This is a genomic window from Enterococcus sp. AMC1157, assembly GCF_058216555.1.
The window spans coordinates 895,885-919,620 of record NZ_CM177099.1; the positions used below are offsets into that span (position 1 = coordinate 895,885).

The 23,736-nt window shown below is 37.0% G+C and carries 21 protein-coding genes and 1 other annotated feature; of the genes, 2 read left to right on the top strand and 19 right to left on the bottom strand.

Annotated features, from left to right (window positions below; translation table 11 throughout):
* The first annotated feature begins 84 nt into the window (after positions 1 to 84).
* Positions 85 to 1,056: a diaminopimelate dehydrogenase gene (locus AC4BBX_RS04315; protein WP_490455235.1), complete on the top strand. Its 972-nt coding sequence runs from the start codon at positions 85 to 87 to the stop codon at positions 1,054 to 1,056.
* A 62-nt stretch (positions 1,057 to 1,118) separates the two neighbouring features.
* Here AC4BBX_RS04315 and AC4BBX_RS04320 read toward each other — a convergent pair whose 3' ends face one another.
* The 18 genes from AC4BBX_RS04320 to AC4BBX_RS04405 form a co-directional block, all read right to left on the bottom strand.
* Positions 1,119 to 2,027 carry a C39 family peptidase gene (locus tag AC4BBX_RS04320; RefSeq protein ID WP_490455236.1) on the bottom strand — a complete coding sequence of 303 codons (909 nt, stop codon included), beginning with the start codon at positions 2,025 to 2,027 and terminating at the stop codon, positions 1,119 to 1,121.
* 361 nt (positions 2,028 to 2,388) lie between these two features.
* Positions 2,389 to 2,946 (bottom strand): YpiB family protein, encoded by a 558-nt coding sequence (locus AC4BBX_RS04325; protein WP_490455237.1) that lies wholly within the window; start codon positions 2,944 to 2,946, stop codon positions 2,389 to 2,391.
* 9 nt (positions 2,947 to 2,955) lie between these two features.
* Complete coding sequence (locus tag AC4BBX_RS04330) at positions 2,956 to 4,209, bottom strand: tetratricopeptide repeat protein (RefSeq protein WP_490455238.1); 1,254 nt, start codon at positions 4,207 to 4,209, stop codon at positions 2,956 to 2,958.
* Between the two features lie 6 nt (positions 4,210 to 4,215).
* Positions 4,216 to 5,262 (bottom strand): hypothetical protein, encoded by a 1,047-nt coding sequence (locus AC4BBX_RS04335; protein ID WP_490455239.1) that lies wholly within the window; start codon positions 5,260 to 5,262, stop codon positions 4,216 to 4,218.
* 594 nt (positions 5,263 to 5,856) lie between these two features.
* Positions 5,857 to 7,113, bottom strand: coding sequence for a threonine ammonia-lyase IlvA (ilvA, locus tag AC4BBX_RS04340; protein ID WP_490455240.1), 1,257 nt, complete (start codon positions 7,111 to 7,113; stop codon positions 5,857 to 5,859).
* A gap of 18 nt (positions 7,114 to 7,131) precedes the next feature.
* On the bottom strand, positions 7,132 to 8,127 hold the full coding sequence (gene ilvC / locus AC4BBX_RS04345) for a ketol-acid reductoisomerase (protein WP_490455241.1): 996 nt from the start codon (positions 8,125 to 8,127) through the stop codon (positions 7,132 to 7,134).
* A 65-nt stretch (positions 8,128 to 8,192) separates the two neighbouring features.
* A complete protein-coding gene (gene ilvN / locus AC4BBX_RS04350; RefSeq protein ID WP_490455242.1) occupies positions 8,193 to 8,666 on the bottom strand; it encodes an acetolactate synthase small subunit in 474 nt (157 codons plus the stop codon).
* 1 nt (position 8,667) lies between these two features.
* Positions 8,668 to 10,377, bottom strand: coding sequence for a biosynthetic-type acetolactate synthase large subunit (ilvB, locus tag AC4BBX_RS04355; protein ID WP_490455243.1), 1,710 nt, complete (start codon positions 10,375 to 10,377; stop codon positions 8,668 to 8,670).
* Positions 10,378 to 10,388: 11 nt separating this feature from the next.
* Positions 10,389 to 10,751 (bottom strand): hypothetical protein, encoded by a 363-nt coding sequence (locus AC4BBX_RS04360; protein WP_490455244.1) that lies wholly within the window; start codon positions 10,749 to 10,751, stop codon positions 10,389 to 10,391.
* Between the two features lie 952 nt (positions 10,752 to 11,703).
* On the bottom strand, positions 11,704 to 12,471 hold the full coding sequence (gene trpA / locus AC4BBX_RS04365) for a tryptophan synthase subunit alpha (protein ID WP_490455245.1): 768 nt from the start codon (positions 12,469 to 12,471) through the stop codon (positions 11,704 to 11,706).
* Positions 12,468 to 13,655, bottom strand: coding sequence for a tryptophan synthase subunit beta (gene trpB, locus AC4BBX_RS04370; protein ID WP_490455246.1), 1,188 nt, complete (start codon positions 13,653 to 13,655; stop codon positions 12,468 to 12,470). The genes trpA and trpB overlap by 4 nt, the downstream gene beginning before the upstream one ends.
* Positions 13,636 to 14,244 carry a phosphoribosylanthranilate isomerase gene (locus AC4BBX_RS04375; RefSeq protein WP_490455247.1) on the bottom strand — a complete coding sequence of 203 codons (609 nt, stop codon included), beginning with the start codon at positions 14,242 to 14,244 and terminating at the stop codon, positions 13,636 to 13,638. The genes trpB and AC4BBX_RS04375 overlap by 20 nt, the downstream gene beginning before the upstream one ends.
* Positions 14,241 to 14,999: an indole-3-glycerol phosphate synthase TrpC gene (trpC, locus tag AC4BBX_RS04380; RefSeq protein WP_490455248.1), complete on the bottom strand. Its 759-nt coding sequence runs from the start codon at positions 14,997 to 14,999 to the stop codon at positions 14,241 to 14,243. The genes AC4BBX_RS04375 and trpC overlap by 4 nt, the downstream gene beginning before the upstream one ends.
* 24 nt (positions 15,000 to 15,023) lie before the next feature.
* On the bottom strand, positions 15,024 to 16,031 hold the full coding sequence (trpD, locus tag AC4BBX_RS04385) for an anthranilate phosphoribosyltransferase (RefSeq protein WP_490455249.1): 1,008 nt from the start codon (positions 16,029 to 16,031) through the stop codon (positions 15,024 to 15,026).
* On the bottom strand, positions 16,028 to 16,591 hold the full coding sequence (locus tag AC4BBX_RS04390) for an anthranilate synthase component II (protein WP_490455250.1): 564 nt from the start codon (positions 16,589 to 16,591) through the stop codon (positions 16,028 to 16,030). The genes trpD and AC4BBX_RS04390 overlap by 4 nt, the downstream gene beginning before the upstream one ends.
* Positions 16,588 to 17,955 (bottom strand): anthranilate synthase component I, encoded by a 1,368-nt coding sequence (gene trpE, locus AC4BBX_RS04395; RefSeq protein WP_490455251.1) that lies wholly within the window; start codon positions 17,953 to 17,955, stop codon positions 16,588 to 16,590. The genes AC4BBX_RS04390 and trpE overlap by 4 nt, the downstream gene beginning before the upstream one ends.
* Before the next feature lie 71 nt (positions 17,956 to 18,026).
* Positions 18,027 to 18,275 (bottom strand) — a binding site (T-box leader).
* Positions 18,276 to 18,865: 590 nt separating this feature from the next.
* Entirely contained in the window at positions 18,866 to 19,690 is an 825-nt protein-coding gene (gene dapF, locus AC4BBX_RS04400; RefSeq protein WP_490455252.1) for a diaminopimelate epimerase, read from the bottom strand.
* 19 nt (positions 19,691 to 19,709) lie between these two features.
* Positions 19,710 to 20,876 carry a M20 metallopeptidase family protein gene (locus AC4BBX_RS04405; protein WP_490455253.1) on the bottom strand — a complete coding sequence of 389 codons (1,167 nt, stop codon included), beginning with the start codon at positions 20,874 to 20,876 and terminating at the stop codon, positions 19,710 to 19,712.
* A gap of 212 nt (positions 20,877 to 21,088) precedes the next feature.
* Here AC4BBX_RS04405 and dapD point away from each other — a divergent pair, with 212 nt between their 5' ends.
* Positions 21,089 to 21,790: a 2,3,4,5-tetrahydropyridine-2,6-dicarboxylate N-acetyltransferase gene (gene dapD, locus AC4BBX_RS04410; RefSeq protein WP_490455254.1), complete on the top strand. Its 702-nt coding sequence runs from the start codon at positions 21,089 to 21,091 to the stop codon at positions 21,788 to 21,790.
* Between the two features lie 126 nt (positions 21,791 to 21,916).
* Here the strand turns inward: dapD and ilvD are convergent, their stop codons facing one another.
* The gene (gene ilvD / locus AC4BBX_RS04415; RefSeq protein ID WP_490455255.1) at positions 21,917 to 23,614 is read right to left on the bottom strand and encodes a dihydroxy-acid dehydratase; all 1,698 of its coding nucleotides are present in this window, start codon (positions 23,612 to 23,614) and stop codon (positions 21,917 to 21,919) included.
* Positions 23,615 to 23,736: the final 122 nt, after the last annotated feature.

Here is a 23,736-nt window from a genome sequence, read left to right on the forward strand (position 1 = left end):
AATCAACAATTTGCTGTTTAAAATTACAAGTTACTCGCTTTTCTGATATAATTTAAAGTATCAATTAAAAGGATGTGTCCACAAATGATTAGAGTTGGAATTATCGGTTACGGGAATTTAGGTCGTGGTGTAGAAAGAGCCCTAAAACAAACAACCGATATGGAACTAGTAGGAGTATTTACTCGTAGATCTCCAGAAACAGTTACTACCGATAACGCAAACGTATACTCAATGGATCGTTTAACAGATTTCAAAGAAGATTTGGATGTCTGTATTTTGTGCGGTGGTTCTGCTACAGATTTACCTATTCAAACACCCGAATTCACACATATGTTTAATACCGTCGATAGTTTCGATACCCATGCAAAAATCCCTGAACATTTTGCAACTGTTGATAATGTCGCGAAAGAAAATAACACCGTTTCAATTATTTCTACAGGTTGGGATCCGGGTTTATTCAGCTTAAATCGTCTATATGCTCAAAGTATTTTACCACAGGGCGAAACTTATACTTTCTGGGGAAAAGGTGTCAGTCAAGGTCACTCTGATGCTTTACGTCGCATCACTGGTGTAGCTGATGCCACACAATATACGATCCCCAACACAGAAATTATTGAACGATTAAAAGCCGGTGAAGATTTAACCTTAACCACTCGTGACAAACACTTACGTGAATGTTTTGTGGTATTAAAAGAAGATGCCAATGCTGATCACATTCGAGAAGAAATTGTGACAATGCCAAATTATTTTGCTGACTATGATACCAAAGTTCATTTTATTTCTCAAGAAGAATTAAATCGTGATCACAAAACAATGCCTCATGGCGGGACAGTTTTGCATACTGGTACAACCCATGAAAGTACTAAACAAGTCATTGAATACAATTTATATTTAGAAAGTAATCCAGAATTTACAGCAAGCGTGCTTGTTGCTTATGCACGTGCCTGTGCTCGTCTAGCATCCGAAAAGAATTACGGTGCTTACACTGTGTTAGACATCGCACCAAAATATCTATCCCCTTTCTCTGATGAAACACTAAGAAAAGAGCTCCTTTAATATAACAAAAAATGGTAAGCATTCCTCAATAGAGTTTGCTTACCATTTTTATATGTTTCAATCTATCCACGGTCATAAGACCAAAAAGCTAAAGATTCGTCGATAAATACCTCATCATCAAATTCTACCTGATAATGATTTTTTTCAGGATCATCATTTGGATCAAAAACAACTACTTCTCCTTGATCATTCATTTCTAAAACCATAATATGACCAACTTCTGTAAAAGTTCCCGGTCTAACGGATACCACAACCGGTTTGCCAGATTTAACCACTTCTTTTGCCTCATAATAAGAGGATAGTCCGTAATAGTTCAAACCATATTCATGAGCAAAATCTTCAAAAATTTGCCATGATGTTCCTTGTCCAGTCACAAAATAATCGTTTCCAGCCCAATCTAAAATTTCAAGTGGTGTCACTGTTTCTTCTTGCCAATAAGATAAAATCATTGCTAATGAAACAATCGCACACCCATTTATTGCCATGGTATTTTCGTCTTCTCCAGTACCATATGTTTTGTCCGCCCATTTTGGATCATTTTGTAAAAATAACGGCATCGTAAAATTTTCTTGTGCTAAAAAATCATTGGCTTCTTTTCCAAAAGCTATAAAGTCCGGTTCTTCATCCTCTACTGTTTCTTCTGTTTCTTGAATTAGTCGGAATTGTTGAACTTCTTCAATCTTTTCAGTTTCTTTGGTTTCTTCGGTTTCTGCAATTTCTTTCATTCCCCAAATGTCCAAAGTCCCCAAAAATTCGTCTTTGAACTCAACAGCAAGATTGACTTCAGAACTGTTTGTTGTTTCACTCTTTCGCTCTGCGAGTTTTGCATCTATCTCACTATTTCGCTCCACGAAAGTCGATTCTCTTTCTTCTATTTGTGTTTCTTCAATTATATAAAAATAGCCAACAATAGCCATAATAACTACACCAATTTGGACTAGAAAAAAATTTTTATTATTTTGTTTTTCCATTTCATCCTCCCAATAGCTAATCTGCTCTTCATCATAACAGATAGATATTTCTATTTCTATTCATTTAGCTACTTTTTTGATGTATATTTTTTTACAATTAGATGACATATTTTACTGAATCAAAAAATAAACTATTACAATTCTAACAAGCTTTTAGTAAAAATTCAAACATTCCAAATTCAAAAAAAATAGTGAACAATCACTAATCTTAATAAGCACTAGTCTTTGTTCACAATTTATTTTTTTATTTTTACTATTCACGCTTCACTGCGAGAGCTTCTTGCTTAGAACGGCTCGGAACGATCCAGTCTTTTTGTAGTGTAGCCCACGGATTAAACAGATAACTGTAAACGGTAATTATTTATTCTACTGGAAGTGAATTTTTTCCTAGTAACTGATTGACCTCATTAGATAACTTAATAAAAGCTTCCTGATCTTCTGCTTCAAGAGCTTGATCGATCTTCTGATACAACTCAGCCACTTGTGCTTCTAGATTTTTCTGATTGAAAAATTCATCCACTCGTTGTAGCATCTGTTCATCCATTGTTTCATTCCAACGATAAAAAGGATTATCTTCTAAAACAGATAAATAAAGCTGATTTTCCCATGATTTTTCAAAACGACATTCTAAATATAACGGTTTTTTCCAATTCAAACGAATTTCATGAAAAATTTGATCACTATCCACAAACACACTGCCTTCTAAAAATAAAGACATCGGTTCCCCAGTATTTTTAGAAGTTTGGATACATAGCCCTCTTGGTGTTTTTTCAGAATGTTCGATAAAATGAACATTCTTAAGAATGGTTTCATGATTAGACAGATAATTTAAAATCCATGATACTTCTCGTCTTGCAAATGTTTCATGGGATACCAACCAGTTTAAAAATTTTTTCTTATCTAAGATATTCATCGCCACTATTCTCACCTATCTTTCTGTAATGTCATCTAGGATTGATTGAGCCTCCATATCCCCTGGTTCATGGGCTAAATAATGGCTCAACAATGCCGCGGCTTCTTCTAATCGTCCTTCTTCTCTTAAGAAAATTCCATATTCTTTCATAAAATCTGGTTCATGATTTAATGCTTCATTAGCCTCTTCATAATATCTTGCCGCTTCTTCAAATTCTTCCAATTCGTTGTAAGCATGAGCCAAGTTCCATTGTGCATATGGATTATCTATTTCTTCCATTCGTTGAAGCGCATCAATTGTTTCTTCAAACATGCCTTCATTCAAGTATAAATTACTTAATGTTAATAAAGTATCATCAATTTTTTCGCCCGTTTCCAAAGCTTTCACTAAGAAATTTTCAGCCTTGGTGAATTCATGCAAACGATAGCTATTTTCTGAAGCAAAATGATAAAAGTCCACTTCGTAAGGGTTAATTTCTAAACCTTCTTCAATGACAGCTTGTGCTTCTTCCAGTAACTCTTCTTCTTGTAAAGCTTGTGCTAAATACAAGTAAACCGCTTGATATTGCGGATTTAAAGCTCTTAATTGTTGTAAATAATAAATGGCTTTCTCATTTTCTGATAATTGCAAATAAACAAAGGCTAATTGGAACAAGCGGTCATCCGTCTGTTCTTCTTCTAACGCTTTTTCAAAATAAACAATCGCTTCTTCAAATTGTCCTTGCATACTCAATGTAGAACCAATCCGTTCAGTCAAGGAAACTTCTGGAAAGTCACTCTTTTGCTGAAGTAACTCTTGGTAAATTTGACGAGCATCTTCAAAACGATCCATTGAAAAATACAATTCAGCTAATGCAAATTGAATTAACTCCTCACCTTTTAGAATTTCAGCAGCTTCTTTTAGTTTTACTTCGCTCACTTCAGGAATTCCTAAGACTTGATATAAGTCTGCTGTAATAATCAAAGCATGCGGATAAGACTCATCATCAGTCGGAATGCTTTCCAATAATTCAAAGGCATCTTCCATTAAATTATTTTCAATCGCAATCTCTGCTAAAGGTAAGTTATAAGAAAGTTCTTTTGGTTGGCGTTCTTTCATCTGTTCAAAGATTACTTTCGCTTCTTCTAAAAATCCTATTGAAAGCAATTCCTCACCCAGTGCAACTAACACTTCATCAGAATCTTCTTTTAAAGCAATATTTAAATTAAGTTGCGCTTCTGCTAAATCTTCTTCATGTAAAGCTTGCAACATTTTTTCACTATACGTCATGTTTAATTACCCTTCAATCTCTAAAATTATTTGTTGATATGTCTCCATAGCTTGTAAAAGCTCTTTTTCGGATATTTTTTGTGTACTTCCTATTGTACCAATTTCTGATAAAATGACCAAATCTGGATACTTATTTTGTAAGATCAAAACATTTTCTAAATATTCAGCTTTTGAAATTTGTTCTGGAAAATAGACAGGGAATCCTAAATACTTGAGCCAAATCAAGAAATTTTTAATATGAAATGTCGATTCAATGATTTGTAAGTTCCAAACTAAGTGTAATAGCATTCCTAAAAAACGTTTCATGTTTTCTGAAAGCATGTGTCCATTTTCGGTTAAGTAAAAGGCTTCTTCAAAAACTTTTCCATAACCTTCAATTTCTTTTGATGAGGCACGATAAAAATCTGTCAATTCTTCTACAAAAGCCATAAATGAAGTGGCTTGCAACTGTTTTTTCGTGGAAAAACTTTTAAAAATTTTTCTCAAAAAAGGATAACTACATACTAAACCTGTACGGATAAAAACTTGTAAATCAACTAATTTCCCTTCTGATTGACCAGCAATAATCGTTTGATCAAGAAATATTTTTTCTGGAAGGTTTAATTCCTTTAAAAGAATTTCAGTCGGACGTTTATAGATATAACGTTCTTCCACTAATGCGGCAGCATAGGCTTGTAAAGAAGTTGGCAATACCCAAAATGTTCCCGAGAGAACCGTTGTTTTTTGTAAAAAACCGGTCAATTGAATCACACCTTCACTACCAAAAGCGACAAATAGAAATTCTTTGGTTGGCGAAAACTTACCTAAAAAATGCAACACATCCATAAATTCTTGTAAATGATTTCCATACAATAAATTACTACAAATATACCAATCGATGGTTTGTGGAGCAAAAACACAATGAATTTTTTCAAAAAAACGATCATAGTATCGCTGGTTAGTCAAAATGATAATATGTTTATTTTTAAATAATTCAGCATTGATACTACTGGATAAAGTTTCGCCATAGATAATTTGTGCTGTATTTTCTTTTTTTGAATAGTCCAGTTGCATTTTCTCCACCTCCACACTACTATCCTCATTATATCACGTTTTTTCATTGAATAATCGACTTAACAGTTCAACTTCCAATTCATCTGTCCAAAAAGAATAGGCATTTCGAGAGACCGATCTGAGCCTCCTTCATGGAGTCTCAAATCTTTCGGCATTCAAACGCAATGTAAGAAAGTAGAAGTTCACTACTTTCAACACAGCGTAATTCATCCTCATCTTTAACTCGTGATGCCTATCTTTTCTCCCAAATGAATTTCCAGTTTAGATAAAGTTTTTTTGAAAAAAGTAGAAACTGCAAGAACAAACGGAGAAATACCAGTGTCATGGGTTTAAGAGCTGAATGAATTACTCTGACTTAGTGCGGGTATAACTCCCGTACTTAGTCAGAGTTTGAACGTCAGCAGGCTAAGAGACTCTGAAAAGAGGCTCGTGCCGATCTCCCTTAACACTGGTACTTTCGGAACTTTGTTTTGGAAGTTTCAGCACGCTTTACAATTTCAGAATTTGGAAATCTTGGATAAAAAAATCCGAACTATCTTGAGCAGTTTTAGCTCTTGATAGTTCGGACGATTTGGTTCATTTGTACTTCTTAACTTAGACCAATAAAGTGAATAAAGATTGATTTTCACTAAGGTTGATATAACTTGGATCAAATTTTTTAATGCGTTCAAAAAGACTTGGTACATCTATCGTAGATTTTGACAAGACTCCTAAAACAACTGGACCTGATCCTCGATTAATTTTTTTCGTATATTCAAAACGAGTAATATCATCATTTGGACCCAAGACCTCACTAACAAATTCTTTCAAAGCCCCAGGACGTTGAGGGAAGTTAATAACAAAATAATTCATCAAGCCTTCATAAATTAATGAACGTTCTTCAATCTCAGCCATACGATTAATATCATTATTCCCACCACTGATGATACAGATCACCGTTTTGCCTTTTATCTCTTCTTTCATTGACTCTAAAGCTGCGACACTCAAAGCACCTGCTGGTTCAGCAACAATTGCTTGTTTGCTGTAGAGTTCTAAAATAGTTGAACAAATTAATCCCTCATCTACAGTCAATAACCGATCTACAAATTTCTTTGCATGTTGATAAGTGATTTGTCCGACTTCTCTAACAGCCGCTCCATCCACAAACTTGTCTAATTGCTCCAAAGCAATTGGGCCATCATTGTCAAACGCCTTTTGCATAGAAGGAGCGCCTGCTGGTTCCACCCCAATAATCTGAGTGATTGGACTAACTTCTTTGGCATACGCACTGACACCACTGATTAAACCTCCACCACCAATCGCGGCAAAGATATAATCTGGTTGATAGCTTTCTTCTTGTGCATCCTTCATCATTTCAACAGCCAAGGTTCCTTGACCGGCGATAATTGATGGATCATCAAAAGGATCGATGAATGCCATCCCTTTAGAACTTGCATAAGCTTTAGCTGCTTTTGCCGAAGCGTCAAACGTATCTCCAACAAGTTCAATGGTGACATTGTCTCCTCCAAAGAAAGCCACTTGAGAGACTTTTTGTTGTGGCGTGGTACTCGGCATAAAGATGACTGCTTGAACATCTATTTCCCGACAAGTGTAGGCAACACCTTGTGCATGATTTCCCGCACTAGCGCAAACCACACCATTGGCTAACTCTTCTTTCGAGCGTTGCTTAATCGCATAATAAGCACCTCTGAGTTTGAAAGAGCGAACCTTTTGTAAATCTTCTCTTTTCAAAAGAATGGTCGCTTGATATTTTTCTGACAAATAACGATCATATTGTAATGGTGTATGAGCAACAGCTGATTTGAGTAGCTGGTATGCTTGTTCGACATCATTTCTTGTTACTAACCCCAAATTACTCACTCCTACGTCTTAGTCGATTGTTTTTACAAATGGCATCATTTTTCTTAATTCAGCACCCACTGATTCGATTGGATGTCCAGCGCGTTCTTCACGCATTCTCTTGAATTCTGGGAAACCATTTTCGTTATCTTTAACAAAGTTATTGGCAAAAGTTCCATTTTGAATATCTGTTAGAACTTCTTTCATATTTGCTTTTGCAACATCAGTAATAACTCGTGGACCAGAAACGTAATCACCATATTCTGCTGTGTTTGAGATAGAGTGACGCATTTTCGCAAAGCCACCTTCATAAATCAAGTCGATGATTAATTTCATTTCATGACAAACTTCGAAGTAAGCTAATTCTGGTTGGTAACCAGCTTCAGTTAATGTTTCAAAACCAGCTTCGATTAAGCTTGTTAATCCACCACATAGAACAGCTTGTTCACCGAACAAATCTGTTTCAGTTTCTTCTTTGAAAGTTGTTTCCAATACACCAACACGAGTTGCACCGATACCTTTAGCATATGAAAGAGCTGTTTCTTTTGCTTTACCAGTTGCATCTTGATAGACAGCAAACAATGCTGGTACGGCAAAACCGTCTGCAAAAGTACGACGAACTAAGTGTCCTGGGCCTTTTGGTGCTACTAAGAATACATCCACGTCTGCTGGTGGTGTAATAACGTCAAAATGAATATTAAAACCATGAGCAAATACTAATGAGTTACCTGCTTCTAAGTTAGGTGCAATTTCATTTTCATATAATTTTCCTTGAATTTCATCCGGAGCTAAAATCATGATTACTTCTGCTTGTTTAGCAGCTTCGTTCACTTCAAACACGTCAAAGCCATCTTCACGGGCAGCTTCTGCTGATTTTCCTTCACGAATACCGATGATAACTTGGTGGCCATTATCTCTTAAATTTTGTGCATGAGCATGTCCTTGAGAACCATAACCCACCACTGCGATTGTTTTTCCTTCTAGTGCATTTTCAACGACTGCGTCATCATAATAAACTTTTACCATAAAAATTTTCCCTCCAAAGTTACTCGATTTATTTTTTTCTATATATTAAAAGCAATTGAATGCGATTAACCTCTTTTTAGTCCGGTTACACCGGTTCTTGCTAGTTGTTTAATTCCATATGGACGTAAAACATCGATAAATGCATCGACTTTGTCATGGGTACCAACGACTTGTACTACGATTGTTTTTTGTGCAACGTCCACAATGTCTGCTCTAAACGGTGCAATAACTGCTTGAATCTCAGAGCGAGTGACAGGAGGTGCGCTGACTTTAATTAAAGCCAACTCCCTTTCAATATGTGGATCTTCAGTAATATCTGAAACTTTTACAACTTCAATTTGCTTATTCAGTTGTTTTGTTACTTGTTCAATTTCTGAAAGCGAGTCAGCATTGATAACAATTGTCATGCGAGAAAGTTCAGATTCCACTGCCCCAACAGATATGCTGTCAATATTTACTTGCCTACGATTCAAAATACTTGTAATTCGACTTAAGACACCTGATTTGTTATAAACCATCGCCATTAAAATTCGTCTCATGCTATTCCACCCCTATCATTTGATCATTCGGAGTTCCAGCTGGAACCATCGGCATTACATGCTCAGAATTAGAAACAATCACTTCAATCAACATTGGTCCTTTATTCTCAAAAGCAGCTTCTAATTCACTATCCAATGTTGTCGGATCTGAAATACGAACGGCATCGACGCCATAAGCTTCAGAAAGTTTAACAAAGTCAGGTTGCCCACTAAAGACCGAAGCGGATCGACGTTCGTTGTGGAATCTTTCTTGCCATTGACGAACCATTCCTAACGAACCATTGTTAATGAGTACAAATTTTACGTTTAACTGATTTTCATTCAGAATAGCAAATTCTTGGTTCGTCATTTGGAAACCACCGTCTCCTACAAATACAACGACTGGTTTATCAGGATAAGCAAACTGTGCGCCAATCCCTGCTGGTATACCATAACCCATTGTTCCCAAACCACCACTGGTAATTAATTGATTCGGGAAATTAAAGGGATAATACTGTGCCACCCACATTTGATGCTGACCGACATCAGTAGATACAAAAGCTTGACCTTTAGTAATCTCTCCCACTTTCTCAATAACACGTTGAGGTTTAATTTCCTCAGAGTTTGTTCGGTCGAAAGTAAATGGATAGTTTTTCTTCCGTTCAAAACATAATTCTACCCACTCTTGATGATCTGTTTCAAATTCTTTGTAAGTGAGCATTTTGTCTAATGCTTTTTTAGCATCCCCTACAATTGGAATATCGGTTGAAATAATCTTACCAATCTCAGCTGGGTCGATATCAATATGCGCAATGACTGCTCCTGTTGCAAATTGAGTCGGACAAGTCGCTAATCGGTCATCAAAACGACTACCAATATTTATTAACAAATCACACTCAGCTAAAGCCATATTTGAAGCAAAGCTACCGTGCATTCCCCCCATACCTAAGAAATAAGGAGAATCGGCTGGTAAAGTACCTAAACCTAATAATGTATTAACCGTTGGTAACTGATACTTTTCAACAAAGGCTTTTAGTTCTTCTGAAGCTTTTGCTGCTGTCACCCCTGCTCCAACTAAGACAAGTGGTTTTTTGGCTTTTTTTAACTGTTCCATCAAACGATTAATTTGAAGTTGTGAAGGGACAGTTGTCGGTTGATAACTTACCAGATTCACTGGTTTTGTTCGGTTCGTATAATTTCCTTCAATAATTGAAATATCTTTTGGTAAATCAATTACGACAGGACCTTTACGTCCAGTTGTTGCAATATGAAAGGCTTCATCAATGATTTTTTCTAATTCATTGACGTCACGTACTTGATAATTATGTTTCGTAATCGGTAAAGTAATTCCTAAAATATCCGCTTCCTGGAAAGCATCTTTACCAATTCCCGGCGTAGCAACTTGTCCGGTGAAAACAACTAACGGTACTGAATCCCCCATTGCATCTGCAATACCTGTTACGACATTTGTTGCTCCCGGTCCACTTGTTACAATTACGATTCCCGGTTTTCCAGTAGCTTTTGCGTAACCCTCTGCTGCGTGAACAGCGCCTTGTTCATGACGAGTTAAAATATTAGGAATTTCCCCATCATATAAAGCATCGTATAAAGGTAATACTGCTCCTCCAGGATAACCAAAGACTAATTCGACTCCATGTTTCTTCAAACATTTTAAAAGTATTCGTGAGCCTGACAACTTTTGAGTGGTTTTCGTCTGTTCTTTTTCCTTCATCGATCTTCCCCCTAGTCTTCTGGTATCCGCATAACTCTATCTGTACGAGTAGACGTGACTAATGCGGTATAACGTGCTAACCAACCAATTTTTGCTTTAAATGCAACTACAGAATAACGTTTTTCTTTCTTTAATAATTCCACATTCAAGAAACGATTTGGTAAATTTGCCCCTCTATTATCATTCTCTTGAACGAGTGCTAATGGAACAACATTAACTGCTGATGAAAGGTGACCAACTGCTAAGTCACTATTTGCACAGCTTGTACGAAACAATTGAATCCTATGTTGAATTTTTCTGACTCGATCGGTTGTGTACAGTAACGTTTTGGCTAGTACATTATCCCTTATTTTTTTGTTTCGATCACTTTCCATGGTGTCACTCCTTGCTTACCTTAGCATATCAATAGTTACTTCATTCGATTTTCTCTGAAAAAAAGAGCATCCTTCTAATAATAGAATGGGATGCTCTTTCGTAAGAATCCCATTCATTAACACAAATAGGACTCAAACAACCGGTTTTTTTGCCGTGTTCTAAGTCCAATTACTTAATAAAATGACTAATAAGTGTTGTGTGTTGTGCATATGAATCGTCTCCCTACGAATAAAAAAAATCTCTTTGAATTTATTGATTTTTTACAATATAACGTTATTCAAATTAAATGTCAACAAGTTTTCTGAATATTTTTTATTTTCCATACAAATAAAAAATACAAAACCTTATACTACTCTGAAAATGATATTAAAATGAAAATTAGTTTTTATCATTGTACATGAAAATTTGATGAATGTTAAGTAAAAGAAACATAATTTTTGTCTGTTTTAGTTTTTCTTTACTATCCACAGCAAACTCGACGCTTCACAGTGAGCGAGGCTTGCTTAGGTCAGCCTCGCTCTTCGTTATGCTGAAGGTTGAGCGACTGACGTTACCTATTGAACACACTTCTGTAATTATTCTGTACGTAATCATCTATTTAACCTACAGAAATTTTGACATCTATTTAGGTCTAGCGTAACGGAACAACGAAGACTGCGCTGTCACCGTGAAAAGGAGTCAATGTGAATTGTTTTGAATCACTACGATTGGCTTGCGTAGCAAAACAGAGTAGATGATGAAAAATACCTACTTGGTACTGTCACTTAACGCAGCGATTAGTGACAGTTTGAAGCTTAACAGACTGGAGACTACAGGCTCAAGTTGGTCCCACAGTCGACAAAAGCAGTCTTCGTTGTGTAGTGTAGCGAACGGACTAAAAAATAACTGTGAATGGACACATTTTTTTGGGATAGATGTCATGTAAGTTTAAAACAATTATGCCCTTAATAATCAACCTTTAAATAACTCTTGAAGTAACTCTCCTGTCTGAGAAACCCCTTTGTCATTTAGGCTTTTAACAATTAAGCTTCCAATGACTACGCCATCGCAATATTGGTTAAAAGTTTGTACGTGTTCTGAAGTAGATACTCCGAAACCTGCTAAGACAGGAATTGGACTTACTTTGGTGATTTGCTGTAAATGATCATATAATTTGTCTTGGTATTGGCGATTAATGCCGGTGGTTCCATTAATGGTTACTGCATAAATGAATCCTTCTGCTTCTGTCACTAATTCAGTAATTCGTTCTGGAGAACTAGTTAAAGTGACAAGTTGAATAAAAGCAATGTCGCTCTCTTTAGCAGAATCCATAAATAACTCACGATGTTCGTAGGGTAAATCAGGAATAATTACACCTTTAACATCCGTTTTACTCAAATCTTCTACTAATTTTTCTATCCCATAATGAAAGAATGAATTTGCATAACCCATCAAAATCAAAGGTACTGGTGAATGAATTTCTTGTAAAACCGTCACAATTTTTTTCAAAGTAGTGCCTGCTTTTCGAGAAAGAATACCTGCTTCTTGGATAACTGGTCCATCCGCTACAGGATCAGAAAACGGTACACCAAGCTCAATTGCGTTCGCACCATTTTCTGCTAACATAATGACTTCTTCTTCCAATCGATCTAACCCCTTCGCTCCAGCCATAATATAAGGAATAAACAACTTTTTGTCTTGATCTTTTTGTTGTTGTAAGACTTTTGTTAATGACTTCATGCTTTATCCCCCATTTCTTTGACTTGCTGAACGTCTTTATCTCCTCGACCTGAAAGACAAATTAAGATACTTTCTTCTTTTGCCATCTCAGGCGCTAGTTTCATGGCATAGGCAATCGCATGAGAACTTTCTAGTGCAGGAATAATGCCTTCTGTCCGTGACAATAAGTGGAAGGCTTCCAAGGCTTCTTCATCCGTGATTGTTTTATATTCAGCTCTACCAGAAGTATATAGATGAGAATGCTCTGGACCAATTCCTGGGTAGTCTAAACCGGCTGAAATTGAAAAAGCTTCTAAAACTTGACCGTCATCATCCTGTAATAAGTGCATCTTACTGCCGTGTAAAACACCGACTTCACCTTTAGTGATGGATGCGGCATGTTCTTCCGTATCCAAACCTCTTCCAGCAGCTTCTACCCCGATTAATTTTACAGGATCATTAATAAATGGATGGAACAGTCCAATCGAATTACTTCCGCCACCCACACAAGCTAAGGCAACTTCAGGTAATTGTCCTTCGACAGCTAAAAACTGTTCTTTTGCTTCATTGCCTATGACACTTTGAAAGTCACGAACAATTTCAGGAAATGGATGAGGACCCAGTGCTGAACCCAAAACATAATGGGTATCTTCAACTGTTGCTACCCAATATCTTAAAGCTTCATTAACCGCATCTTTTAACGTTCGACTACCAGAAGTCACGCTCACCACTTTGGCACCTAGCAATTCCATGCGAAACACATTTAGTTCTTGTCGCTTCACATCAACCTCTCCCATGAAAATAATACATTCCATGCCGAACAATGCCGCAGCAGTAGCAGTGGCAACACCGTGTTGCCCAGCTCCTGTTTCAGCTACAATCTTATTTTTACCCATTCGTTTAGCTAATAAGACTTGACCGATCGCATTGTTAATTTTATGAGCACCAGTATGATTTAGGTCTTCTCTTTTTAAATAAATTTTCGCACCATTTAAATGCTTAGTTAAGTTTTCAGCAAAATACAAAGGCGTTTCTCTTCCTACGTATTGCTTCAAATAGTAATCAAGTGTTTCTTGAAATTCTGGATCTTTTTTGGCTGCTTCATAAATTAGTGTTAGTTCTTTGACTGCATACATCAAAGTTTCGGGAACAAATTGTCCACCAAAATCACCGTAGAAGCCTTTATTATTTGGTTGTTGATACATAGTCAAACTCCTTTACTTGATGAATAAATTGTCGAATTTTCGTTAAATCTTTTTTACCATCAGTTTCCACACCGCTAGAAACATCTACTGCATAAGGTTGAAAATAAGCTAATGCTTCTTTGACTTTTTCAGGGGTCAAACCACCTGCGATAAAAAGTTTTTCCTTGGGCAAACGCGCTACTTCCACTTCCTGCCAAGCAAAGGTTTCTCCATTCCCACCATAATATTTTTTTGGTGGCGCATCTAATAACAGAAAATCAGCAGTGGTTTGATAATTAATACTCCCTTTAACACTCTTTGCTTGAATAGAGGGTCTAGGTAGGTTAAATTTGGGAAATTCTCCATGAACTTGAATGAAATCAATCCCAGCAATCTCAACAGCTTTTTGAATTTGTTCTTTTGTGGGAGAAACAAAAACGCCAACTTTTTTGATTTCGGAAGGAAGATTTTTAGTCATTTGATAGACCTTTTCTGGCGTCACTTCTCGCTTACTTTTAGCAAACACAAAGCCGATAAAATCAGGTTGCAATTTAGCCACTTCCTCAACCATTTGTTGATCTATCAAACCACAAATTTTTACTTTGGTCATTTTCGTGCCACTCGTAACTCTTTAATTTTTTCCACTGGATTTCCAGATCGCATCAGTGTTTCTCCCACCAAAATCACCTGATAGTCCTTTGCCACACGAGCTGCATCTTCTCCAGTGACAAAACCTGATTCACTAATATATATCCTTTGATCGTCCTTTTGCGCTAAATCTAAACTGGTTTGAATATCGACTTGAAAGGTTTTAAGGTTCCGGTTATTGACACCAATCACCTTAGCTCCTATTTGTTTTGCTTTTTCCATTTCTTCTGCATTATGAGTTTCTACCAATACTTCAAGATCCAAACCTAATGCTTGTTGATGCAAACTGGCTAATTTTTCAAAAGGCAAAGCTGCAACAATCAATAACACGATACTCGCGCCGGCATTTTTAGCCCGAACCAATTGTTTTTCACTAATAATAAAATCTTTGCATAAAACTGGAACAGACACTTCCTTGGCAATTTGTTCTAAATCAGTGATATTGCCTTTGAAAAAAACTTCATCTGTTAAAACAGAAATCGCAGAAACACCTGCTTCTTGATACGCTTTGGCTTGAGCGATGATATCTACTTGACTATTAATTTCTCCTTTTGAGGGAGAAGCCCGTTTGATTTCGCCGATGACATGCAATTTCTCCGGTTGGTCTTTTACTTTCTGAAAAAAAGGTAAGCTTTTTTCTAGATTTTTACGCGTATCATCAGGAAGTTCCTCTACTTCTTTTCTTTTTTCAATTAAAATTTTCTCTAAGAAATCCATTCGACTACTCCTTCTTTTTGCTTGTCATGCTTTTTGTTGAGCTACTAGCTGAGTCAATTTGTCACGAGCTGCTCCCGAAGCAATAATTTGTCTGGCTAGCTCTACCCCTTCTGGAATCGATGACACTTTCCCATTGGCGAAAAATCCCAAACCAGCATTTAATAAAATTGTATCTAAGAAAGCAGAAGACTGATTTTCCAATACTGAAACTAAAATATCCGCATTGTATTTAGCATCGCCGCCAACAATTGCTTCTAAAGGATATTCTTTCAAGCCAACATCTGCAGGTGATAAACAATATTCTTGAACGCTTCCTTTTTCTAAAAGCGCAAAGCGGGTTTCTCCCGTTAGATTGGCCTCATCCATGCCAAATGCTCCGTGAACCACCACTGCTCTTTTTCTACCTAGTTTTCCTAAGGTTTCCGCAGTTTCATTTAGTAGATGACCAGCAAAAGTTCCCATTAATTGTGTTTCTAAGGAAACCGGATTGGTCAAAGGACCAATTAGATTTAAAATCGTTGGTGTTGCTAAATCGCTACGTACACTACTGACAAAACGCATGGATGGATGCATGGCTTGAGCGAATAAGAACGCAATCCCAATTTCATTTAATTGGTGAGCAATTTGCTCTGGGGAAGTGCTTAACTGAATTCCCAACACCTCTAAAACATCCGCACTACCTGATTGACTAGAAATACTGCGATTGCCATGCTTAGCCATTGGAATACCTCCAGCAGCCAGTACAAAAGCCGCCGTTGTACTGATGTTAAAACTATTTGAATGATCGCCACCCGTACCACAATTATCCATGGCATTCAGCGGTGCGTTCGCAATTTTCACTGCATTTTGTTGCATCACTTGAGCAATAGCTGCCATTTCAATCGAGGTGATTCCATTCATTTTTAAAGCAATTAAAGCTGCCGCAATTTGCGTTTCTTTCAAATTCCCTGAAAACATAAGCTCGGCTAATTGAGTCATTTCTTCTTGTGTTAAATGCTTGGCTTGATATAGTTTTTCAAAAATGTCTTTCATTCATTTTCCTCCACTACTTCTAAAAAGGCATCAATCATCTTTTGACCCTCGATTGTTCCGATTGATTCAGGATGAAATTGTAAACCAAAAATCGGAAAATCTTGATGTTTAATAGCCATAATTTCATCGTCAGCATAACCATAAATATCAAAGCTATCTGGTAAAGTTTCCGGTTCTATAATTAATGAGTGGTAACGCATAATTGCTGTATTGCCACTGACTTCTTGAAAAAGACCTTCTTGTTGATGCACTAATTGTGAAACTTTTCCATGCATGACTTTTGAAGCAATACTAATCTTTCCACCAAAAACTTCACCGATTGCTTGATGCCCCAAACAAATTCCTAGCATTGGCTTTTCTTGGTAATACCGTTCAATAATTTCTTCCATCAAACCCGCTTCACTAGGTCTACCTGGACCAGGTGAAAAAACAATCGCCGAAGCTTTCTCAGCAGTTTCCATCAAGTCAGGATGATCATTTCGTAAAACAATCAATTCTTCTGGAAATTGATGTGCCAAATTATAAGTAAATGAATCATAATTATCTACAAGTAAAATCATTTTCCCACCTCCAAAAGAGCTTTGGCTTTTTGTAACGTCTCAAAATATTCAGATTCTGGATCAGAGTCGGCTACAATCCCTGCACCCGCTTGAATATAGGCAAAACCATCTTTTATTAACATTGTTCGAATGGCAATTGCAAAATCCACTTGGTTGTCCATTGAATAATAACCAACTGCTCCGGCGTATAAACCCCTTTTAACTGGCTCTAATTCGTAAATTCGTTTCATTGCTCTAATTTTTGGTGCCCCACTTACCGTACCTGCTGGCAAAGTAGCTTTTAAAGCATCCATTGGTGTGAGTCCTTCTTTTAACTCTCCTGTAACCAAAGAAACAATATGCATGACATAACGATACTTCTCAATCATCATATAGATCGGTAATCGAACACTGCCTTTCTTAGCAATCTGACCAATGTCGTTACGACCTAAGTCAATCAACATCATGTGTTCTGCCCGTTCTTTTTCATCTGCAAGTAATTCTTCCGCTAAAGCTACATCTTCTTCAATTGTTTCTCCTCGTCTTCTGGTTCCAGCAATCGGATTGGTTGTGACTACACCATTTTTGACACTGACTAAACTTTCTGGTGAACAACCGATCACTTGCATTTCACCAAAATGTAAATAGTACATATAAGAAGAAGGATTCGATAAGCGTAAATAGCGATAATACTCAAACGAATCTAAAGTTAATTTCGCCTTTAACCTTTGGGATAAAACAATTTGAAACAAATCTCCCTCACGAATCAACTCTTTGGCTTTTCTTACTCGATTTTCAAATTCTTCTTGGCTAACATTACTTTCATATTCCAGCTCGACTGTTTTTTTCTCGATTAATTCATTAGGAGAAGGTGTTTGCAGGTAGGCAATAATTTTCGATACTCTGGCTTCTAATTCAACTTCTGTTTGCTGACTGTAAGCATTTGAATGAACAATCGAAACAGTTTCCGTGCGATGATCATAAACGACAAATAGTTCAAAGACATAAAAATAAATATCTGGAACATTCAATTCATCTTTAGGAATTTCTCCAATATCCTCATAACATGCTGCAACATCGTAACCAACGTAACCAATTGCCCCGCCCTGAAAAGGAATTTCTGGAATCAATTCTTCTTCATGGATAATATGTTTTTCAAATTCTTTCAGCGGATCATCACAAGAAAATTGTTGGTGATTGACTGAAAAAATGCCCTCTTGATAACGGATTTCTTTTGCAGGATCAATGGCAATAATTGAATATCTTGCGCCTTCTTCTCCTTCACGAGAATTACTTTCTAATAAAAATTTCTTTTCTTCTTGAATGCGTAAAAAAATCGATACAGGCGTTAAATAATCTCCTTGTAGTTGTCGAATAATTTTCATTTTCTTGTTCCTTTCTTTTTCTAAAGGTTTTGATGGAAAATAAAAAAAGCCCTCAGACTCGTAAATACGAATCTGAGGGCGAGTATCTCACGGTGCCACCTCATTTTAATTAGAGTAGTCTAAATAGAACTTTTTCTAATTATCTCTATCAATCGTCCATCAACGATCTTTCTCTGTAACGGGAGTACCCGGAAACACCTACTTCGCTTTCAATGTTTCAGCCCAAAAGCCCATTCACTAATTCTAACTTACTGACTTCCACCAACCGTCAGCTCCCTGGAAAGTATTGAAAAAGTTACTCTTCTTTTGTTTGCTTAATATTTAAACAGAATATTACTCTACTCCTAAAAGAATGTCAAACCTTTTTGTCTAAAAAGTCAGAATATTTCAAATTTTACGTTACTATTTACAGCAGAATTGACGCTTCGCTGCGAGAGAGTCTTGCTTAGGTCAGCTCGGAACCACTCCAAGCCTGTAGTCTTGGAGCTTTCAAGCTTCACAGTCACAGTAATCAATCAATTGGCAACTGTGCCTGGTTCACATTGAATTCTTGTCGTAGCGACAACGCAATCCTATCTCTTCGTTACGCTAAAAATTGATCGACGGGTATGATTTATTATACTTATTCCTGTAATTATTTTCTCTGCATCACTAAACATATAAATTTTTTTGACATCTAGCTAGCATAACGAAACACCGAAAGCTTCGCCGTCACCGTGAAAGAGGAGCCAATGTGAACTACTGTAACTTAGCGCTTATGCGATTAGTTACAGTTTGAAGCTTGGCAGACTGGAGACTACTGGCTCTAGTTGGTCCCACGGTCGACAAGAGCAGACTTCTTTGTGGAGTGGATTCTAAAACGTCCATTCTAAATAATATTCCATCAATGATTGAAAAATTGGAGAGATTTTTATAGGGTATAATCTTCATCGCGGATGTAGCCTTCGATGACGATATTGGTATCACCAATTAGGTTTAGTTCTTCGGCTAAGACTTCTACTTTCAAGATACCACCTAAAACGTGAAGACTAACAGGATTGTCTTTAATTAAGTTTCGTTGGTGCAATATATACGCAGTTGATCCAGAGCCTGTTCCACAAGCTAAGGTGAAGTCTTCTACGCCTCGTTCAAAAGTACGCACAACGATTTCATTATTTTTAATATCGTAAAAATTGACATTGGCACCTTTTGGTAATTTATCCCAGAAACGCAAGGCTTTTGCCAAATTACGAATAGATGCTAAATCCGTTTCCTCTAAATTTGGGTAGTGCACAACTAAATGTGGGATACCAGGATTACCTAATTCAACATAGTCTACCGTTAATTCTGGTGCATCCGAAAACTCACCATCTAGTTCAACTGTGGTTGGTTGATTTAATTGAACTTTATATAATCTTTCATCTAGACGCCAAGCAGCAACGTCTCCAGCTAAAGTTTCAATCACCATCTGTTCTTTGGCAATACCATTTTCATAAGCGTAACGAGCAATACATCGCGCGCCATTTCCACACATTTCTGCTTCTGTTCCGTCCGCATTATAAAATCTCATGCGAAAGTCTCCTTGATTTTCTGGAAAATCAACTGCCATTACAGCATCTGATCCAACTGAAATTCGATGTTGGCAAACTCTTTTTGCCAAATCAGACAATTCTTCGCCAGATAGTTTTAATTCCATATTGTTTAAGACAATAAAATCATTACCTGTTCCTTGCATTTTATAAAAAGGGATTTTCATTTACTTTACCTCACTTAGTTTAATCGGTTGACGACTCATTTAAAGCCTCTATCAGTTGAATGTAACATTCAATCCCACCCAAAAGATTCTTCTCATCGAACTGCATTTTATTGTTGTGTAATGGATAAGTGTAGCCCTTTTCTTCATTGCGTGTCCCTACAAAGAAAAACATACCGGGAACCACTTGTTGAAACATCGAAAAATCCTCTGCTAACATATAAGGAGGTGTTTCTAGATAAGCTTTATCAGCAATTTTTTCCAAAGCTAGGACCATTTCAGGATTATTGTCCACAACGCGATACATATGATTAAAAATAACTTCGGCTTCACATCCGTAACCTTTAGCAATTTCTGTCGCAAGTAGTGTGATTCTTTCCGTCAATGTATCATAAACACTATCGTCAAAAGCGCGCATTGTGCCTGAAATATTGACATTGCTGGCAATAATATTCATCGCTTCTCCACCAGTAATTTTTCCGAAAGTCAAAACTGCATTTTCCATAGGGCTGATATTTCTAGAAATAATACTATGCAAACCTTGAATAATCGCTGAGGCGGCTAAAATAGCATCCGCCCCTTGATGTGGTTGGGCACCATGAGAACCTTTACCTTTCACTAGAATCGTCACTTCACCATTACGAGCCATCATCGCTCCTGGGCGACAAGCAATTACACCTTCTGGAAAATCAGGAAAAACATGTAATCCAACAATTTGTTCAATTTCAAATTGTTGAATTAAGCCTGCATCAATCATCAACTGAGCGCCACCAGGACCTTCTTCAGCTGGTTGGAAAATTAAAACAATCTTTCCACGAATCACTTCTGGATGTTCACTTAAATATTTCGCAAAACCTAACATGGTTGCCATATGACCATCATGACCACACGCATGCATTTTACCTAGTGTTTTAGAAGCAAAATCCAACCCTGTTTCTTCGGTCACTGGTAAAGCATCGATGTCTGTTCTAAAGCCTAATGTTTTACCCGGTTTTTCTCCTTGAAAAACTGCCACCGTTCCAGTTTCAATAAAAGGATAAATTTCTTTCACTCCAAAAGAGCTTAATTTTTCTCTAATATACTGAGCCGTTTGAAATTCTTCCAGTCCTAACTCAGGAATTTGGTGCAATTCTCTACGATATTTTGTTACATTATCTAACAATCCGAACACTTCAGATGATATTTTCATTAAAAGTCACTTCTTTCTTCCTCATAAAATTCAAGCTTTTCAGTAAAAAAACTTTGATATATCCAAATAGTATAGTATATAATTTCATTATGCTACAAAAAATGTCTGGATTTCCATATTTTTTTGCAGTTTGATAAATTTAAAAATAAAAATGTTAGCATTTTTGACATACTTATTTTTAACCAAAAAATAAACTAGAAAGAGGAATGTCAATGTCAGATTTACAGTTTTCAGATCCGTATCAGTTAGCAAAATACATTAAAGATGCGACCAAACAGACTCCTGTGAAAGCCTATATTAACGGCGATCTATCGAATATTTCCAGTGATAAAGTGAAAATTTTTGGGAATGTTGTGATTGGTGATACAGAAGAAATTATAGCTTTTTTAAATGAACACAAGGATGTCATTGATGATTATTATTTAGAAAATGATCGTAGAAACTCTGCCGTTCCTCTTTTGGATATTACAAAAGTAGATGCTCGTATCGAACCTGGTGCTTTTATCCGTGATCAAGCAATTATTCAAAAAAATGCGGTAATCATGATGGGTGCGGTCATTAATATCGGTGCCGTTATTGGCGAAGAAACCATGATTGACATGGGTGCTATTCTTGGTGCCAGAGCGACTGTTGGAAAACGCGCGCATATCGGAGCGGGTGCCGTCTTGGCCGGTGTTCTAGAACCACCTTCAGCAAGTCCCGTTATCATTGAAGACAACGTATTAATTGGTGCCAATGCTGTTGTTTTAGAAGGCGTTCGTGTCGGTGAAGGTGCGGTTGTTGCCGCAGGTTCCGTTGTTACAGAAGATGTGCCTGCAAATACAGTTGTTGCTGGTTCTCCTGCAAGAGTCATCAAAACAAAAGATGATAAAACAATTTCTAAAACTGAATTTTTAGATGATTTAAGAGGTTAGATAGTTTTTTAGAAGATGAGACAGTTTGCTGTTTCGTCTTCTTTTTTTACGCTATTTATCTAAAAAAAGCTAACGCAAGATTCACGTTAGCTTCATACATTATTATTAGTTCAAATCAACAGATTTCTACTCTTCTTTTTTCCAAAAATCGGTAATCGCACCTTTGGATGAGCTAGAAACAATATGGGCATACTTCCCAAGTGCACCACGAGAAAGCAATGGTGGAATTACTACTTCTGCTTGTCTACGAGCTAATTCTTCGTCAGACACCTTCATAGTAAGTTCTTTGGTATCTTGGTCCACCACAACAGTGTCTCCTGTTTGTAACAAGGAGATTGGGCCACCGTCTTGGGCTTCTGGCGCAATGTGTCCAACAACTAGTCCATAAGTACCACCAGAAAAACGTCCGTCTGTTAGTAAGGCAACTGTTTCTCCTTGCCCTTTTCCAACAATCATACTTGAAAGAGACAACATTTCTGGCATTCCTGGTCCACCTTTTGGACCTACATAACGAACAACAACAACGTCGCCATCCACAATTTCATCGGCTAAAACGGCGTTAATCGCTTCTTCTTCTGTGTTAAATACTTTCGCAGGACCTTCATGACGACGCACTTTTACACCAGATACTTTGGCTACTGCACCATCAGGAGCTAAATTGCCTCGTAAAACAATCAATGGACCATCTTTACGTTTTGGATTTTCTAAAGGCATGATTACTTTTTGACCTTCTTTTAATGAAGGAACATCTGCCAAGTTTTCTGCAATTGTTTTACCAGTAACAGTCAAGCAATCACCATGAATAAAGCCATTTTCATACAAATATTTCATGACAGCTGGTACGCCACCTACTTCATATAGATCTTGGAAGACATACTGACCACTTGGTTTCAAATCTGCTAAATGTGGTACTTTTTCTTGGAAATCATTAAAGTCATCCAGAGTTAAATCAACATTCGCTGCATGAGCCATTGCCATTAAATGTAAAATCGCATTAGTTGAACCACCTAAAGCCATAACAACTGTAATAGCATTTTCAAAGGCTTTACGAGTCATAATATCTTTTGGAAAAATTCGTTTTTCTAATAGATTTAAGACTGCTTCACCTGCAGCTTCAACATCGCGCAATTTTTCTTCTGTAATCGCTGGATGAGAAGATGATCCTGGCAAACTCATACCCATTGCTTCAATGGCAGATGCCATCGTGTTGGCCGTGTACATTCCTCCACAACCTCCAGGTCCAGGACAGGCATTACATTCAATTCGACGTACTTCTTCTTCGGTCATATCATTATGATTCCATTTTCCAATCGCTTCAAAAACTGAAACCAAATCAATATCTTTTCCATCTAATTTTCCTGGCGCAATAGTTCCACCATAAACAAAAATTGACGGGATTTCTGTATTCGCAATTGCAATCATACATCCTGGCATATTTTTATCACAACCACCAATTGCCACAAAAGCATCACAGTTATGACCACCGATTGCTGTTTCCACAGAGTCGGCAATAATATCACGAGAAGGTAAAGAATAACGCATGCCTGGAGTTCCCATCGCAATCCCATCCGCAACGGTAATTGTACCGAATTGCACTGGCCATCCACCTGCAGTAATTACGCCTTCTCTCGCTAATCTTCCTAAATCGTGTAGGTGAATATTACAAGGGGTATTTTCTGCCCAAGTACTAATAACACCAATAATTGGTTTTTTGAATTCCTCATCCCCCATTCCCGTTGCTCTTAACATCGCACGGTTTGGTGATTTTACCACGCTATCATATGCATTACTTCGAATTCGAATATCTTTAGGTTTATCCGTCATTTTAAAAACTCCTTTCGAGTAAAAACTTCCTCATATGTCATTTTAACAGAATTATTAGATTTTTCTAGCAATTAGATGAAAGAAACCTAAAATAATTTTCTTGCCAAAAATCAAATTTCGTG